Below are 16,149 nucleotides of genomic sequence, written 5' to 3'. Positions count from 1 at the left end.
CGGGCTGGCCGTCGCGCGCCGAAGGGCACGTCGTGACCGGTACGTCAAGGTGCACGGGGGGCGGCGCGCGACGGCCAGCCCGATCAGGAACAGCACCACGATCACCGCCAGAACAACGGCCACCTGGATGCCCGACACCATGGCGTCCCTCCTTTCACTCCCCCGTGGGCGCCACGCTCGTGGTTGCGCAGGACATGCCCGTCCGCCGGACCGGTCAAAGCACACTTGAGGAACTCCAGAGCTTCGGCGCAGGATGGCCGGCATGACCTCCAGCGCACGCCCGCTCCTCAACCGCCGGCTCGCCGAGTTCGGGACGACGGTCTTCGCCGAGATGTCCGCCCTGGCCGCGTCGACCGGAGCGATCAACCTGGGGCAGGGATTCCCCGACACCGACGGCCCCGAGGAGATCCGCGAGGCGGCCGTGCGCGCGCTGCGCGACGGCCGGGGCAACCAGTACCCGCCGGGCCCGGGCATCCCCGAGCTGCGCCGGGCCGTCGCCGCGCACCAGCTGCGGCGCTACGGGCTGTCCTACGACCCGGACACGGAGGTGCTGGTCACCGCGGGCGCCACGGAGGCGATCGCGGCCGCGCTGCTGGCCCTGGTCGAACCGGGCGACGAGGTGATCGCCCTGGAGCCGTACTACGACTCCTACGCGGCCTGCATCGCGATGGCGGGCGGCACGCGCGTCCCGGTGACCCTGCGCCCCCACGTCGAGGGCGAGGAGGCCGCCTTCCGCCTGGACCTCGACGAGCTGCGCGCGGCGGTGACCGGCCGGACCCGGCTGCTGCTGATCAACACCCCGCACAACCCGACCGGCACGGTCCTCACCCGCGAGGAGCTGGCCGCGATCGCCGAGCTGGCCGTCGAGCGGGATCTGCTGGTGGTCACGGACGAGGTCTACGAGCACCTGGTCTTCGACGACGCCGAGCACATCCCCCTGGCCACGTTCCCCGGGATGCGCGAGCGCACGGTGACGATCGGTTCGGCCGGAAAGACGTTCTCGTTCACGGGCTGGAAGGTCGGCTGGGTCACGGCCTCGCCCGGTCTGGTGACGGCGGTGCGCTCGGCCAAGCAGTTCCTGACGTATGTGTCCTCGGGGCCGTTCCAGTACGCGGTCGCCGAGGCGCTGGCGCTGCCGGAGTCGTACTTCACCGCCTTCCGCGAGGACATGCGGGCCCGCCGCGAGGTGCTGGCGGCGGGGCTGGCCGAGGCGGGCTTCAAGGTGTTCCGGCCGGCGGGCACGTACTTCATCACCACCGACATCCGCCCCCTGGGGGAGACGGACGGCCACGCCTTCTGCCGTTCCCTGCCCGAACGCGCGGGCGTGGTCGCCATCCCGAACGCCGTCTTCTACGACCACCGCGCCGAGGGCGCCCCCTTCGTCCGCTTCGCCTTCTGCAAGCAGCCGGCGGTGCTCCAGGAGGCGGCCGAGCGGCTGAAGGCCCTGGCGGCCGGCTGATCTCCCGCACGGGGCCCGGCACGGCGAGAGCCCGGCCGGTGCGCGGTGCAGATGCCCGCGCTCCGGGCCGGGCTCTCGCCGTCCGCAAAGGGCCCTGAAAGGGCCGAGAGGGGCCCGAGGGGCCTGAAAGGGCCCGTGAGGCCCCGGGGGCCGTGTCCGCTCCTCAACGCCGAGCGGACACCGTCCCGGGACGGTCGTGGGACTACTCCTCGTCGTCCCCGTCGTTCTCGGGCCGCTCCGCGTTGTTGATCTCCTGCTCGATGCCGAGCTGCTCGACGAGCCAGCGGTCGAACTCGATGGCGGCCCGCACCCAGCTGACCGTCGAGGAGACGAAGTGCTCGAGGCCCACGCCCATGCCGATCAGCATCTGCGCCTCGCCGATCAGGCGGACGGTGCCGTCGTCGTGGGTGTGGGTGTAGACCTTGGGCCAAAGGGTCCTACGGTTCCAGTCGTCGATGGCCTCGAGCAGCTGGGGCTTCTCGTCGATCTTGTGGGGGCGGTCGTAGAACGTCCGCACCGAGAAGACCTGCTGCTCGGCCTCGCCGCGGAACATGAAGTAGGTGCGGAAATGCTCCCACGGCGCCGCGAGGTCACCCTCGTCGTCGACGACGTACTTGAGCTCCATCTGGTCCAGGAGCTGCTTCACGAGGTCCTGATCCGGGACGACGGGGCCCGCCGGTCCTTGGGGCTGCGGCTGGGGCTGGCCCCCGAAGTTCGGAATCGAGGACGGGTCGATGCTCACCGTGTTTTTCCCTTCGTACGGATCCCGCCATCCTCCCTCATCCGGGGAGGGGGGTGGCAAGCCCCCAAGCCCCCTGTCAGCCCTCGGCTGACAAGATCCGGTCACCCGGACGGCCGTGTTTTTGGCCTCCCGCACCGTCCGGCCCCCCTCCCACGCTCGCCGGGGACTCGCCGGAAAAGGCGGCCGGCTCGCCGGGGAAGGGGGCCGAAAAGGGCCGGGGACCCGTCACAGGGTCTTCGTCTCCTCGCCGCTCCTCTCGGTGGCCGGGCCCACCAGCAGGCCGTCGCCGAAGCGGTCGACGCGGACCGTGTCGCCGTCCTTGATCTCGCCGGCGAGGATCTCCTTGGCGAGACGGTCGCCGATGGCGGTCTGGACCAGGCGGCGCAGCGGGCGGGCGCCGTAGGCCGGGTCCATGCCCTCGTCGGCGAGCCAGGCCAGGGCCTCGGGGGTGACGTCCAGGGTCAGACGGCGCTCGGCCAGCCGGCGGGCGAGGCGGTCGACCTGGAGGGCGGCGATCCGGGTCAGCTCCTCCTTGGTCAGGGCGGAGAAGACCACCAGGTCGTCCAGACGGTTGAGGAACTCCGGCTTGAAGGAGGCACGGACCGTCTCGAGCACCTGCTCCTTCTTCTCCGTCTCGCTCATCAGCGGGTCGACCAGGTACTGGCTGCCCAGGTTGGAGGTCAGCACCAGGATGGTGTTGCGGAAGTCGACCGTGCGCCCCTGACCGTCCGTCAGCCGGCCGTCGTCCAGCACCTGAAGGAGGATGTCGAAGACCTCCGGGTGGGCCTTCTCCACCTCGTCGAGGAGCACCACGCTGTAGGGGCGGCGGCGGACCGCCTCCGTGAGCTGGCCGCCCTCCTCGTAGCCGACGTAACCGGGCGGGGCACCGACCAGCCGGGCCACGCTGTGCTTCTCGCTGTACTCCGACATGTCGATGCGGACCATGGCCCGCTCGTCGTCGAAGAGGAAGTCGGCGAGCGCCTTGGCGAGCTCGGTCTTGCCGACGCCGGTCGGGCCGAGGAACAGGAACGAGCCCGTCGGCCGGTCGGGGTCCGAGATGCCCGCACGGCTGCGGCGCACGGCGTCGGAGACGGCCCGCACGGCCTCCGTCTGGCCGATCAGCCGCTTGCCGATCTCCTCCTCCATGCGCAGCAGCTTCTGCGTCTCGCCCTCGAGGAGACGGCCGGCCGGGATGCCGGTCCAGGAGGCGACCACGTCGGCGATGTCGTCCGGGCCGACCTCCTCCTTGACCATGGTGTTCCCGGCGGCCTCCTCCTCGGCCTTGGAGGCGGCCTCCAGTTCCTTCTCCAGGCCGGGGATCTCCCCGTACAGCAGCTTGGAGGCGGTGTCGAAGTCGCCGTCGCGCTGGGCGCGTTCGGCCTGGCCGCGCAGGTCGTCCAGCTTCTTCTTCAGCTCGCCGACCCGGTTGAGGGACTGCTTCTCCCTCTCCCAGCGGGCGGTCAGGCCGCGCAGCTCCTCCTCCTTGTCGGCGAGATCGCGGCGCAGCTTCTCCAGCCGCTCGCGGGAGGCGGCGTCGGTCTCCCGGTCGAGCGCCAGCTCCTCCATCCGCAGCCGGTCGACGGCACGCTGGAGTTCGTCGATCTCGACCGGCGAGGAGTCGATCTCCATGCGGAGCCGGGAGGCGGCCTCGTCGACGAGGTCGATCGCCTTGTCGGGCAGGAAGCGGGAGGTGATGTACCGGTCGGACAGGGTCGCGGCGGCCACCAGCGCGCTGTCGGCGATCTGCACCTTGTGGTGGGCCTCGTAGCGGCCCTTGAGCCCGCGCAGGATCGCGATGGTGTCCTCGACGTTCGGCTCGGCGACCAGCACCTGCTGGAAGCGCCGCTCGAGGGCCGGGTCCTTCTCGATCCGCTCCCGGTACTCGTCCAGCGTCGTGGCGCCGACCATGCGCAGCTCGCCGCGGGCCAGCATCGGCTTGAGCATGTTGCCGGCGTCCATCGCGGAGTCCCCGCCGGCGCCCGCGCCGACGACGGTGTGCAGCTCGTCGATGAAGGTGATGATCTGCCCGTCGGACTCCTTGATCTCCGCCAGGACGGTCTTCAGCCGCTCCTCGAACTCGCCGCGGTACTTGGCGCCCGCCACCATCGCCCCGAGGTCGAGGGCGACCAGCCGCTTGTCCTTCAGCGACTCGGGCACGTCGCCCTTGACGATCCGCTGGGCGAGCCCCTCCACCACGGCGGTCTTGCCGACGCCGGGCTCACCGATGAGGACCGGGTTGTTCTTGGTGCGGCGCGAGAGCACCTGCACGACGCGGCGGATCTCCTGGTCCCGGCCGATGACCGGGTCCAGCCTGCCCTCGCGCGCCGCCGCGGTCAGGTCCGTGCCGAACTTCTCCAGGGCCTTGTACTGGCCCTCCGGGTCGGGTGTGGTCACCCGGCGCCCTCCCCTCGCCTTCTGGAAAGCGTCCTGCAGCTTCTGCGCGGTGGCCCCCTGCCGGGCCAGCACCTCGCCGGCCGCGCCGCCCTTCGCGGCGATGCCGATGAGCAGGTGCTCGGTGGACAGGTACTCGTCGCCCAGCTCCTTCGCCCGGCTCTGCGCGTCCGCGATCACGGCCAGCAGCTCACGGTTGGGCTGCGGGGGCGCGACGGTGGACCCGGTCACGCTGGGCAGGGACGCGAGCACGCGCTCGGCGCCGGAGCGGACGGCCGCCTGGTCGGCGTCGACGGCCGCCAGCAGGTCGATGAGGTTCTCATTGTCCCGCCCCTCGAGCAGCGCGAGGAGCAGGTGGGCGGGCGTGAGGTCGGGGTGGCCCTCCCGTACGGCCCGGCTGCCGGCCGCGTTGAGGGCGTCCCGGCTCCTGTTGGTCAGCTCGGCGTCCACGGTCGCTTCTCTCCTCCTTGGCTCCTGGAACCCCTGATCCCTTGTTCTCGGCGTCCTCGATGTCCTTGACGTTCCCGGCGTTCTCGCCGGCCCTCGGCGTCCTCGACTCCCTCGGCACCCCCGGCCCCGCGGCGCCGGTCCGGTGTCGGCGTTCGGCCACGCCTCCCACCACTGACTCAGTCAACGTATACAAAGTTGAGTCTATTCCACTCAAGGTTTCTTCGGGAACTCTGCCCCGTCCGGATCACAAGGGGGCCGCGGCGGGTGAAGCGGGCTAGGTTTCGGGTCCATGGCCACCAGCACGTACTTCCAGGACCCGGGTGCCCCCGACGCGTCGTATCTGGCCTTCTGGCGGGAGCGGCACCTGTGCACCCTGACCACCCTCCGCCCCGACGGCACCCCGCACGTCGTTCCCGTCGGAGTGACATACGACCCGCAGGAGCGGCTGGCTCGGGTGATCACGAACAAGTCGAGCGCGAAGGTGTCCCATGTGCGGGCGGCCGGCCCGAAGGGAGCCCCGGTGGCGGTGTGCCAGGTGGACGGGCCGCGCTGGGCGACGCTGGAGGGACGCGCATTCGTCCGGACGGACCGGGAGCGGGTCGCAGAGGCCGAGCGGCGCTACGCCGAGCGGTACGAGCGGACGCCGGCGCCGAATCCGTCCCGTGTGGTGATCGAGATCGAGCTGACCCGGGCGATGGGGCGCGGCTGACCGCAGGCGCCTCTTTTCGGCCTGTGAGTGCATGCGCCGATACCCGGAGATTTCCGGCATAACTGCAGCGGCGTCACCGTGTTCAGGTCACGGTGACGCCGCTGCGGGGGGGAAGCACCTGAGCGATCTTTTATGACGGGGGAATCGCTTCAGGCACTGCGGGGGGTGGCGGAGATGGTCTTGGGGGAATCGGGCTTCGAGGCCGTCCTCCGGTCCTCCCGCTGGTCCAGGTTCACAAAGATCATTCCATAGCGGATGGCACACCGCACGGGCTGCGGCGCCCCCCGAGGCCGCCGCAGGCACCGGTACGCCCGTACGTCTCCGTCCTCTTCCCGCGTGACGACGACCGGCTCACCGAAGACGGTCACCATCAACGAGTCACCGTTGTGAGGGATGGCGGTGACCAGGTCGATGAAGTGCCAGCCGGAGCGATAGGCGGTGGCCATTTCACGGCGGAAGGACCGGTCGTCGGGTGGCGTGGTCACGTCAGCTCCCGGCTCCGCCGGCGGCCTCGCCGACACCGCCGACGACATCGGCGTTCGCGCCCACCGCCGGCCAGTAGGTGTTCGCCCGGACCTCGCTCTCCGCACCGGAGACACCACTGAGCACACCAAGGGCGGCGACGACGGAGAAGGCGGCGACAAGCACCGAGCGAAGCAGTCTGTTACGCATAATCGGCTTCGTCCTCACTCGAAGGTCCCCTTTCCCCCGTCAGGTATGACGATGGCTCATTCGGGCACGTCATGGCCACCCAAACGGTGCATCATGTTCCTGCATATTCAGGACCCTGGGGGGTGGAGATTTGACAGCAAATCGGGCAACCGTGACACATCCCCATGCGATGACCGAGCTGTGCGAGGAGGGCGGCCGTCTGTATGCCGCCGCCCTCCGTGCGGGACGGATCTCCCGTGAGGACGCCGAACCCGCGCCCTGCCTGCTGGAGTTCGCCCTGCTCCACCCCGACCCCGACGACCCGGACTGGCTGCGTCCCGTACCGCCGGCCGTCGCTCTGGCGCAGCGGCTCACCCCCCTGGAACGCGAGATCACCGAGCGCAGACGGAAGGCGATCGACATCGCCGAGACCTTCGAGCCGTTCATGGCCCTCAGCGGCCAGCCCGTCTCGAGCAGTGACTCGATCACGGTCCTCGAGGGCAGCGAACGCATCAACACGGCGCTCAACCTGGCCACGGCCCAGTGCCGGACCGAGGTGCTCACGGTCCAGCCGAGCGGCCGCATCTCCGAAGAGAGCCTCCTGCGGGGACTGGAGCGCGACAAGCCCCTGATAGAACGCGGTGTCCGGATCCGCACCCTGTATCAGCACACCGCCCGCTACAGCCAGGAGAAGCTGGCCTACGCCGCGCATCTGGCCGACGGCAAGGTGGAGTACCGCTCCATCGACGAACTGGTGGAGCGTCTGATCATCTGCGACGACACGGTCGCCTTCATCCCCGCCCGGGACGACCAGCAGGTCGCCCTGGAGCTCCGCCACCCGGGTCTGGTCCGTTATCTGATCAAGGTCTTCGAGTTCATGTGGAGCCGCGCGGTCCCCCTGAGCGTCGGCACCCCGTACGAGCCCGCCCCCGACGGCATCACGGAGATCCAGCACTCCATCGCCAAGCTCCTCGTCGAGGGGCACGTCGACGAGGCCATCGCCCGCCGGCTCGGCATGAACGTCCGCACCTGCCGGGCCCACATCGCCAAGCTGGCCTCCGCCCTGGGCAGCGGCAGCCGGGCCCAGCTCGGCTATCTCATCGCACGGTCCGGCATCCTGGAACAGGACCCTTGAACAAGGCCCCCTCGCAGGGGAGTTGAAGATCCCTTCACCAGGGGGCCGAGGAGGAAGCACGCCGGCGGGCCCCGCCGCACGCCCCCAGGGCCGGCGGCACGCACCCGGGGCGTCCGGCACCGCACCCGGTGCCCTGACCGGCACACGGCGGGGCGCGGCCCGGTCGTCCGTGAAGTCGTCTACGAAGCGGCCGAGGACTTCCGGCCGGGAGTGCCGGACGGCGGCGTCCCCTGGGCGCGGGGCGGACCGTCCAGCCCCGCCTGGGCGATACGGACCCCCAGCTGGGTACGGCTCGTCGCGCCCAGGGTCTCCGACAGACGGGCGATGTGCGCCCGGCAGGTGCGCACGCTGATGCCCAGCCGTTCGGCGATCACCGCGTCCTGGTGGCCCTCGGCCAGCAGCGCGGCGATGGCCCGCTCGCGGTGGGATATGCCCTTGATGCCCGTGTCGGGCAGCGGCGTGGTCAGCGGGATCGCCAGCTGCCAGAGCCGTTCGAAGACCGTCACCAGGTACTCCACCAGCGCGGGATGACGCAGCTCCAGCGCCATGGTGCGGTCGGCGTTGGCGGGCACGAAGGCGACCGTGCGGTCGAAGAGGATCAGCCGGTCGATGACCTCGTCGAGGGTGCGCGCCTCGACCGCGTCGCCCATCAGCTCCAGATAGTTGAGCAGTCCCTGGCCGTGCCGGGCCACATGGGTGTAGAGGTCCCGCATGCGCACCCCGCGGCTGCGCAGGGTCAGGGCCCGGTGCAGTCCCTCCGACAGCTCGTGCTCGCGGCGGATGCCGCCGGGCTGGACGGTCAGCACCTCGGTGGTGCACGCCTGGGTCGCCTCGTCCATGGCCGACTGGATGCGGGCCAGGCCGTCGAGGACCCGGATCGCCGTGCCCTCGGTGCCCGTGGAGGAGTCCTTCGTCCAGCGGCCGAGACCGGCGTACCGCTCGACGGCGGCCACCACCGAGCCCACCCGCCGGTGGCTCTCGCTGATCTCGTCGTACATCCCGCGCAGCAGCCGGGTCATGACCTCCTGCGGCGCGGTCGGCACCAGGAAGTCCATGTCATCGGGGTCCGGGTGCAGCAGGGCCAGTTCGAGCAGGCAGGGCACCGGCTCGGCGTCCCGGCGCGGCACCCGGCCCCGTCGTACGGCCCGGGAATACACACGGTCCCCGGCCTCGCACAACCGGTCGGCACCATGTGGATGCTCGTCCGTTCCGTGCCCGGCCATGGCCCATCACACCCCCCGGTTTCCTCCTCTTCCGCAGCGGAAACTATGCGCGGACCGGACCGGCTGTGCAACACGGCTTCCACCGGCGAAGGCACCGGAAAGCGCCGGTATCACCCGGTGCGTCCCGACCGTTTGTCGGGACATCACAGCAGGACGGAGACGAAAGGAGGACGAACGGAAGGAGACGGGAAGGCAAAGGGAGGGCGAAGGAAGCGGTCCCGGCGGGCACGGCGGCGGCACTCGGGCGCCGCCGGTGCGGACGGCGGGACGGGGCTACTTGAGGCCGATCTCCGCGCAGGCCTCCCGGTACTTGCCGCTGCAGATGTCGGACACCTTGTAGATGCCGTCCTCGATGACCGTTTCCTTGATGTTGTCCTTGGTCAGGGCGACCACGGGCACCAGCTGCGCGGGGATGTCCTTGTGGGTGGGGCTGCTGACCCTGTCCCGGGTGAGGGCGTCGAACTGGATGTCCTTGCCCTGGACCTTGGCCACGGCCATCTCGGCGGCGGTCTCGGCCTCGGCCGGGTAGGACTTGTAGACGCTCATGTACTGCTCGCCGCTGATGATCCGCTGCACGGCGGCGAGTTCGGCGTCCTGGCCGGTGACCGGCGGCAGATCGGTGACGCCCGCGTTCTTGAGGGCCTGGATGACGGCGCCCGCCATGCCGTCGTTGGCCGAGTAGACGCCGTCGATGTTGTCCTTGCCGATCGCGTTGATCGCCTGCGTCATGTTCGCCAGGGCGTTCTCCGGCTTCCAGTCCTTGGTGTCGTAGGACTTGGCGATCGTCACCTTCCCGCTGAGCTGCGCGAGCGCGCCCTCCTTGAACTGCTTGGCGTTCGGGTCGGTGGGCGAGCCGTTCATCATGACGATCTTGGAGGAGGTGTCGGTGCCGGAGCCCATCGCCTCCAGCAGGGAACGGCCCTGCACCTCGCCGACCAGCTCGTTGTCGAAGGAGATGTACGCGTCGATCGGGCCCTCGGCGAGCCGGTCGTAGGCGATGACCGGGATGCCCGCGTCCTTGGCCTTCTGCACCATGCCGGCGATCGCGTGGGAGTCGACGGCGTCCAGCACGATGATGTCGACCTTGGAGTCGATCATCTGCTGCATCTGGCCGGCCTGCTTGTTCGCGTCCGCCCCCGCGTTCGCGTACTCGACCTTGCCCTGGCCCCGGGTCAGCTCGGCGACCTTCCGCTTGAAGATGGGGTAGTCGAAGTCCTCGTACCGGGTGTTGGCCGTCTCCGGCAGCAGCAGACCCACCGTCACGTCGTTGCCCTTGTTCAGACCCGCGTCAGCACTGGTCCCTGAATCGTCCGCCCCGCAGGAGGCCAGCGAGAAGATCAGCGCGGGCGCGGCCACGGCTATGACGATACGACGCATCGAGGTGCTCACTTCTGGTGCCTTCCGGACGAGGGCGCAGCATTGCGACCCAGGTGACTGAAAAGCCAACGCGGAGGCGACCACCAACGTCAAGCGGAACCACTTAACGAGATGGCAACATCACTCTCTGCTGCCCTTGTGAAGGCCCCACGCGGCTTTACGGAATCTCCTCCAAACGCTCTTTACGGACCCTCCACCGGGCGGCGGCACCGCCGGACGAGGGCCCGTACAACCAACTCCCCTCCCCGCGAGTCGTGATCACGGGAGCCTAGCCTCCCCCTGCTCCCGTCTCGCTCGGAGGATCGGTGAACCCGGCCGGACGCACGGCCGCCGCAGTCCCCGCCTCCACGGCCACCTCGTGCGCCCCGCCCGTTCACAAGCGGCATTTCTACGCGAACAACGCGTTCCCCGGCAAGCCGAGGAGGACGGGCCCGCACCGGCCCGGTCCACGAAAGCCGGGCACCGTCGCCGTGTCCGGCGGAACACGACGACGGCGGCGGCCCCGCCCTCCCGAGGGAGACCGGGGCCGCCGCCGTACGCACACGGACGCTAGTTCTGCTGGTCCTTGGCCTTCTTCGGCCGCCACACCACCAGAGCGCTGCTCTGCTGGACCTCCTGATAGGGGACCAGGTCCCGGCGGTAGGAGGCATGCACGGCGGCCTCGCGCTGCCGCATGGCGGCAGCCGCGCCGTCCAGCGCCGCCTGCAGCTCCGCGATCTGGGCCTTGAGCTGTGCGACCTCGTTTCTCAGCTCGATGATCCGCTTGATGCCGGCCAGGTTGATGCCCTCGTCCTGCGACAGCTGCTGCACCTGGCGGAGCAGCTCGATGTCGCGGGCCGAGTAGCGCCGGCCCCGTCCGGCGGTGCGGTCGGGTGACACCAGGCCCAGCCGGTCGTACTGACGGAGTGTCTGCGGGTGCAGTCCGGACAGCTGGGCGGCCACCGAGATGACGTACACCGGTGTGTCTTCCGTCAGTTCGTACGGGTTACGACGGCGGCCGTCCATCTCTCTCATGCTCCCTTCGCGGCCTCGAACAGCTCCGCCCGCGGATCCTCGCCCGCGGTGGCCTCGCGATACGCCTCGAGCGCCTCACGAGCCTTCCCCGACAGGTTCTTCGGGACACTCACCTCCACGGTGACCAGCAGGTCCCCGCGCGTGCCGTCCTTGCGGACCGCGCCCTTGCCGCGGGCCCGCATCGTACGGCCGTTCGGCGTACCGGGGGGCAGTTTCAGCGTCACAGGCGGTCCACCCAGGGTAGGCACCCGGACCTCGCCGCCGAGAGCCGCCTCGGCGAAGGTGACCGGCACCGTGACGGTGAGGTTGTCGCCCTTGCGGCCGAAGACCGGGTGCTCGTCCACGTGCACCACCACGTACAGGTCGCCCGCCGGCCCGCCGCGCTCGCCCGGCGCGCCCTTGCCGCGCAGCCGGATGCGCTGCCCGTCGCGCACACCGGCGGGGATGCGCACCTGCATCGTCCGGGAGGACTTGGCGCGTCCCGAGCCCCTGCAGACCTCGCAGGGGTTCTCCGCGATCAGCCCGCGGCCCTTGCAGTCGTGGCACGGGTCGGTCAGCGAGAAGCCGCCGCCCGATCCGCGCGCCACCTGCCCGGTGCCGACGCAGGTCGGGCACACGCGCGGTGTGCCGTTCTTGTCGCCGGTGCCCGAGCAGGCCTTGCACGGCTGCTGGCTGGACATCCGCAGCGGCACCGTGGCGCCCTCGATGGCCTCCGTGAAGCTCAGCGTGACCTCGGACTCGATGTCCTGGCCGCGCCGAGGCTGGGTGCGGGTGCCCGCACCCCTGCCGAACAGGCCCCCGAAGACGTCCCCCAGGCCGCCGCCGAAGCCGCCCTGGGCCCCTCCGAAGAGGTCGCTCAGGTCGAAGTTGAAGGAGCCGCCGGCGCCCGGCCCGGGGCGGAAGCCGCCGTTGCCGAACAGGGCGCGGGCCTCGTCGTACTCCTTGCGTTTCTTGGGGTCGCCGAGGACGTCGTGTGCCTCGGAGATCTCCTTGAAGCGCTCCTCGGCCCTGGCGTTGCCCTTGTTGGCGTCCGGGTGGAACTCACGGGCGAGCTTCCGGTACGCCTTCTTGATCTCGGCCTCGGTGGCGTCCTTCGGGACGCCGAGGACCTTGTAGTAGTCCTTCTCGAGGAAGTCCTTGGTACTCATCCCCGACGTCCCTCCTCTCGTGCGTCGTCAGCTGTCGCGTCAGCCCTCCTCCGGGCCACCGTTCTCCTTGTTGTCCTCGCCCTGCTCGGTGGCTTGGGCCGCACCGGACTCCTCGGCCGGCTTGGCCGTCTGCGCACCCGGCTGGGGCTCGGCCACGGCCACCCGCGCGGGGCGGATGACCCGTTCGCCGATCCGGTACCCGGGCTGCAGAATCGCCACGCATGTCGTCTCGGTGACGTCCGGCGCGTAGGAGTGCATCAGGGCCTCGTGGACCGTCGGGTCGAAGGGCTCGCCCTCCTTGCCGTACTGCTGAAGCCCCATCTTCGCCACCACGGTCTCCAGCGACTCGGCGACGGACTTGAAGCCGCCCACCAGTTCGTTGTGTTCCCGTGCGCGGCCGATGTCGTCGAGCACGGGCAGGAGCTCGGACAGGAGGCTGGCCACGGCCATCTCCCGTACCGCGACCCGGTCGCGCTCGACCCGGCGCCGGTAGTTCTGGTACTCGGCCTGCAGCCGCTGGAGGTCCGCCGTGCGCTCGGCCAGCGCCGTACGGGCCTGGTCCAGCTGGGCCGTCAGCGCGGCCACCTGGTCCATCTCGGCGGCCTGGGGGGCCTCCTGCTCCGGGGCGGCGGGAGCCTGCTGCGGCTCGGCCTCCTCGGGCGCGGCGGCGGGAGCGGCCTCGGGCTGCGGCTGCGGCTGTGCCTGCTGCGGCTGCTGAGGCGGGGGCTGCGGCTGGTGCTCCTCGAAACCGGGGGTCTTCTCCGTCACGCGGCACCGTCCTTGCGCTCGTCGTCAACGATCTCGGCATCGACCACGTCGTCGTCGGCCTTGTTGGCCTGGCTGCCGCCCGCGGCCTGCGCCGCCTGGGCCTCGGCGTACATGGCCTGACCCAGCTTCTGGGAGACGGCGGCGACCTTCTCGGTGGCCGTGCGGATCTCGGCGGTGTCCTCGCCCTTGAGCTTCTCCTTCAGCTCGGCGACGGCGGCCTCCACCTCGGACTTGATGTCGCCGGGAACCTTGTCCGCGTTGTCCTTGAGGAACTTCTCGGTCTGGTAGACCAGCTGCTCGCCGTGGTTGCGGGTCTCCGCGGCCTCGCGGCGCTTCTGGTCCTCCTCCGCGTACTGCTCGGCCTCCCGGCGCATCCGCTCGACCTCCTCCTTGGGGAGCGAGGAACCGCCGGTGACGGTCATCTTCTGCTCCTTGCCGGTGCCGAGGTCCTTCGCCGTGACGTGCATGATGCCATTGGCGTCGATGTCGAAGGACACCTCGATCTGCGGCACACCGCGCGGCGCCGGGGGCAGACCGGTCAGCTCGAACATGCCGAGCTTCTTGTTGTACGCGGCGATCTCGCGCTCACCCTGGTAGACCTGGATCTGCACCGACGGCTGGTTGTCCTCGGCCGTGGTGAAGATCTCCGAACGCCGGGTCGGGATCGTGGTGTTGCGCTCGATCAGCTTGGTCATGATGCCGCCCTTGGTCTCGATGCCCAGGGACAGCGGGGTGACGTCGAGCAGCAGGACGTCCTTGACCTCGCCCTTGAGCACACCGGCCTGCAGCGAGGCACCGACGGCCACGACCTCGTCGGGGTTGACGCCCTTGTGCGGCTCCTTGCCGCCGGTCAGCTCGCGGACGAGGTCGGCGACGGCGGGCATACGGGTGGAACCGCCGACGAGCACGACGTGGTCGATGTCGTTGACGGAGACGCCGGCGTCCTTGATGACGTTGTGGAACGGCGTCTTGCACCGCTCCAGCAGGTCGGCCGTCAGCTGCTCGAACTGCGCCCGGGTCAGCTTCTCGTCCAGGTGCAGCGGGCCCTCGGCGGACGCGGTGATGTAGGGCAGGTTGATGGTGGTCTCGGTGGACGAGGACAGCTCGATCTTGGCCTTCTCGGCGGCCTCGCGCAGACGCTGGAGGGCCATCTTGTCCTTGGCCAGGTCCACGCCGTGGGCGGCCTGGAACTGCTTGACCAGGTAGTCGACGATGCGCTGGTCCCAGTCGTCACCACCGAGGTTGTTGTCACCGTTGGTGGCCTTCACCTCGACGACGCCGTCGCCGATCTCCAGCAGCGAGACGTCGAACGTACCGCCACCGAGGTCGAAGACGAGGATCATCTGCTCGTCCTTGTCGAGGCCGTACGCCAGGGCGGCGGCCGTCGGCTCGTTGACGATACGCAGCACGTTCAGGCCGGCGATCTCACCGGCCTCCTTGGTGGCCTGGCGCTCGGCATCGTTGAAGTACGCCGGCACGGTGATGACCGCGTCGGTCACCTTCTCACCCAGGTACGCTTCCGCGTCCCGCTTCAGCTTCTGCAGCACGAAGGCGCTGATCTGCTGCGGGTTGAAGTCCTTGCCGTCGATGTTGATCTTCCAGTCGGTGCCCATGTGGCGCTTGACCGACCGGATGGTCCTGTCGACGTTGGTCACGGCCTGGCGCTTGGCCACCTCACCGACCAGCACCTCACCGTTCTTGGCGAAAGCGACGACGGACGGCGTGGTCCTGGCGCCCTCGGCGTTGGTGATGACGGTGGGCTCACCGCCCTCCAGAACGCTGACGACGGAGTTTGTTGTGCCCAGGTCGATGCCGACCGCACGTGCCATGGTGAATTCCTCCAGCTAACTTGAGTGGAACTGACTCAAGTGTGCCCGAGGCCCCCCACCCAGTCAACAGACTTGAGCCTGATCGACTCAATTCTTATCCACCTCTGGCGCGCAAGGACGCTCTGACCTGCGGGGGCGGGGATTGCGATGCGGCCGTCCGGGGTGAAGGAGCCGGATACGGAGGTTGACGACGGGCGGCACGGGAGGCACGGACGGCGGCGTCGGCGCCGTACCCCCACCTGCTCCTCGGGGCCCCGGGGCCCCCGCGGGCCGCACCGGCTCCAGGAGCGCCGGCCGGGGCCGGGGCGCCGCGGTCACGGCCGGAGGGGACGCCGTAGGCGCTGGGGGTGCTCCCATGGGCGCCTCCAGAGGTGCCCCCATAGGAGTCATAGGAGTCAGAGGAGTCATGGGCGTCATGGATGCCGCGGGCGTCGAAGACGCCGGGGGCGCCGCCCCGCCTCCGGGACCGGGCGGCCCAGGAGGACCGTCCGGCACGGGCGCGCAGACGGGTTCCCCCCAGGCGGGTGCGGGGAACGGCCGCCCGGGCGCGCACAAGGCCGCCGAACAGGCCGGCCCGCGCACGCGGGGCACCCCCGGAGGCGCCGCCGGACGGTCCCGTACGCGCGCGGGGGGCGTCGAGCGGCGGTTCCGTGCGCACGCGTGCGCCGCTTCGGGCGGCGGGAAGGCGCCGGGCGCCGCGGACCTCGGGCCGCCCCCGGGTGCCGGGCACCCGGACGGGCGCCCGGGTCCCCCGCGGCTCGGGGTGCGCGCGGACGCCGTACGCCCCGGTCCGCCGCCGCGGACCGTACGCCGGGACGCGCAGCAGCCCCAGGACGACCGCCAGGCTCGCTCCCGCCACCCACAGCACGTTCCCCGGCGCGGCCCAGCCCGAGTGCACCAGCACCCCGACGAGCACCGCGGCGAAGGTTCCGGTCCCGAGCAGGACGGCCACGCCCGGCGGGGTCGGCCCGAGGCGGCGCAGCCGGTGCGCGAGGTGGTCGGGGCCGCGGCGCAGCACGGGACGCCCGGCCAGCCGGCGCGAGAGGACGACCAGCACGGCGTCGGCGCTCGCGGTGGCGGTGAGCGCGAACAGCACGGCCAGGCTGGGGACCAGATCGTGCCCGGAACGGATGAACACGGCCGCGGAGGCGAGCAGGAAGCCGGTGAACAGCGAGCCGCTGGCCCCGAAGGCGATCCGCGCGGGGTGCCAGTTGTGCATCAGGAAGCCGGTGAGGGCGGCGGCCAGCACGCTC

General features: G+C 70.6%; 14 protein-coding genes. 3 read left to right on the top strand and 11 right to left on the bottom strand.

All coding sequences use genetic code 11. The features are described 5' to 3' along the window. The first annotated feature begins 253 nt into the window (after positions 1-253). Complete coding sequence (locus tag CCN35_RS13325) at positions 254-1,459, top strand: pyridoxal phosphate-dependent aminotransferase (RefSeq protein WP_067400281.1); 1,206 nt, start codon at positions 254-256, stop codon at positions 1,457-1,459. Between the two features lie 202 nt (positions 1,460-1,661). On the opposite strand, the gene CCN35_RS13320 is transcribed toward CCN35_RS13325, so the two are convergent. After that, positions 1,662-2,201 (bottom strand): YbjN domain-containing protein, encoded by a 540-nt coding sequence (locus tag CCN35_RS13320; RefSeq protein WP_067400277.1) that lies wholly within the window; start codon positions 2,199-2,201, stop codon positions 1,662-1,664. 225 nt (positions 2,202-2,426) lie between these two features. Beyond that, positions 2,427-5,042, bottom strand: coding sequence for an ATP-dependent chaperone ClpB (gene clpB, locus CCN35_RS13315; protein WP_067400272.1), 2,616 nt, complete (start codon positions 5,040-5,042; stop codon positions 2,427-2,429). 289 nt (positions 5,043-5,331) lie between these two features. On the opposite strand from clpB, the gene CCN35_RS13310 reads away from it, so the two are divergent. Further along, a complete protein-coding gene (locus CCN35_RS13310; protein WP_067400268.1) occupies positions 5,332-5,751 on the top strand; it encodes a pyridoxamine 5'-phosphate oxidase family protein in 420 nt (139 codons plus the stop codon). Positions 5,752-5,900: 149 nt separating this feature from the next. Here CCN35_RS13310 and CCN35_RS13305 read toward each other — a convergent pair whose 3' ends face one another. Together CCN35_RS13305 and CCN35_RS27715 are read right to left on the bottom strand one after the other, a co-directional pair. Further along, positions 5,901-6,236, bottom strand: coding sequence for a Rieske (2Fe-2S) protein (locus CCN35_RS13305; protein ID WP_086792788.1), 336 nt, complete (start codon positions 6,234-6,236; stop codon positions 5,901-5,903). Between the two features lies 1 nt (position 6,237). Further along, entirely contained in the window at positions 6,238-6,423 is a 186-nt protein-coding gene (locus CCN35_RS27715; RefSeq protein ID WP_107470500.1) for a hypothetical protein, read from the bottom strand. A 169-nt stretch (positions 6,424-6,592) separates the two neighbouring features. On the opposite strand from CCN35_RS27715, the gene CCN35_RS13300 reads away from it, so the two are divergent. Next, positions 6,593-7,537 (top strand): helix-turn-helix domain-containing protein, encoded by a 945-nt coding sequence (locus CCN35_RS13300; RefSeq protein ID WP_067400262.1) that lies wholly within the window; start codon positions 6,593-6,595, stop codon positions 7,535-7,537. 179 nt (positions 7,538-7,716) lie between these two features. Here the strand turns inward: CCN35_RS13300 and CCN35_RS13295 are convergent, their stop codons facing one another. The 7 genes from CCN35_RS13295 to CCN35_RS30225 all read right to left on the bottom strand — a co-directional run. Continuing rightward, complete coding sequence (locus CCN35_RS13295) at positions 7,717-8,760, bottom strand: helix-turn-helix transcriptional regulator (RefSeq protein WP_067400258.1); 1,044 nt, start codon at positions 8,758-8,760, stop codon at positions 7,717-7,719. A gap of 273 nt (positions 8,761-9,033) precedes the next feature. After that, the gene (locus tag CCN35_RS13290; RefSeq protein ID WP_086792784.1) at positions 9,034-10,149 is read right to left on the bottom strand and encodes a sugar ABC transporter substrate-binding protein; all 1,116 of its coding nucleotides are present in this window, start codon (positions 10,147-10,149) and stop codon (positions 9,034-9,036) included. A gap of 537 nt (positions 10,150-10,686) precedes the next feature. After that, positions 10,687-11,142 carry a heat shock protein transcriptional repressor HspR gene (locus CCN35_RS13285; RefSeq protein ID WP_067400252.1) on the bottom strand — a complete coding sequence of 152 codons (456 nt, stop codon included), beginning with the start codon at positions 11,140-11,142 and terminating at the stop codon, positions 10,687-10,689. Positions 11,143-11,147: 5 nt separating this feature from the next. Then, entirely contained in the window at positions 11,148-12,299 is a 1,152-nt protein-coding gene (gene dnaJ / locus CCN35_RS13280; protein WP_067400247.1) for a molecular chaperone DnaJ, read from the bottom strand. Positions 12,300-12,338: 39 nt separating this feature from the next. Next, entirely contained in the window at positions 12,339-13,067 is a 729-nt protein-coding gene (grpE, locus tag CCN35_RS13275; RefSeq protein ID WP_067400243.1) for a nucleotide exchange factor GrpE, read from the bottom strand. Continuing rightward, positions 13,064-14,896 carry a molecular chaperone DnaK gene (gene dnaK / locus CCN35_RS13270; protein ID WP_086792782.1) on the bottom strand — a complete coding sequence of 611 codons (1,833 nt, stop codon included), beginning with the start codon at positions 14,894-14,896 and terminating at the stop codon, positions 13,064-13,066. The genes grpE and dnaK overlap by 4 nt, the downstream gene beginning before the upstream one ends. Before the next feature lie 94 nt (positions 14,897-14,990). Next, positions 14,991-16,149: MraY family glycosyltransferase (locus CCN35_RS30225; RefSeq protein ID WP_483883417.1), on the bottom strand; the 1,159-nt coding region annotated here is incomplete at its 5' end.

Origin of the sequence: Streptomyces thermovulgaris (assembly GCF_002155915.1) — a bacterium.
GTDB classification, from domain to species: domain Bacteria; phylum Actinomycetota; class Actinomycetes; order Streptomycetales; family Streptomycetaceae; genus Streptomyces; species Streptomyces thermovulgaris.
This window is presented reverse-complemented; position numbering and strand designations above follow the sequence as displayed.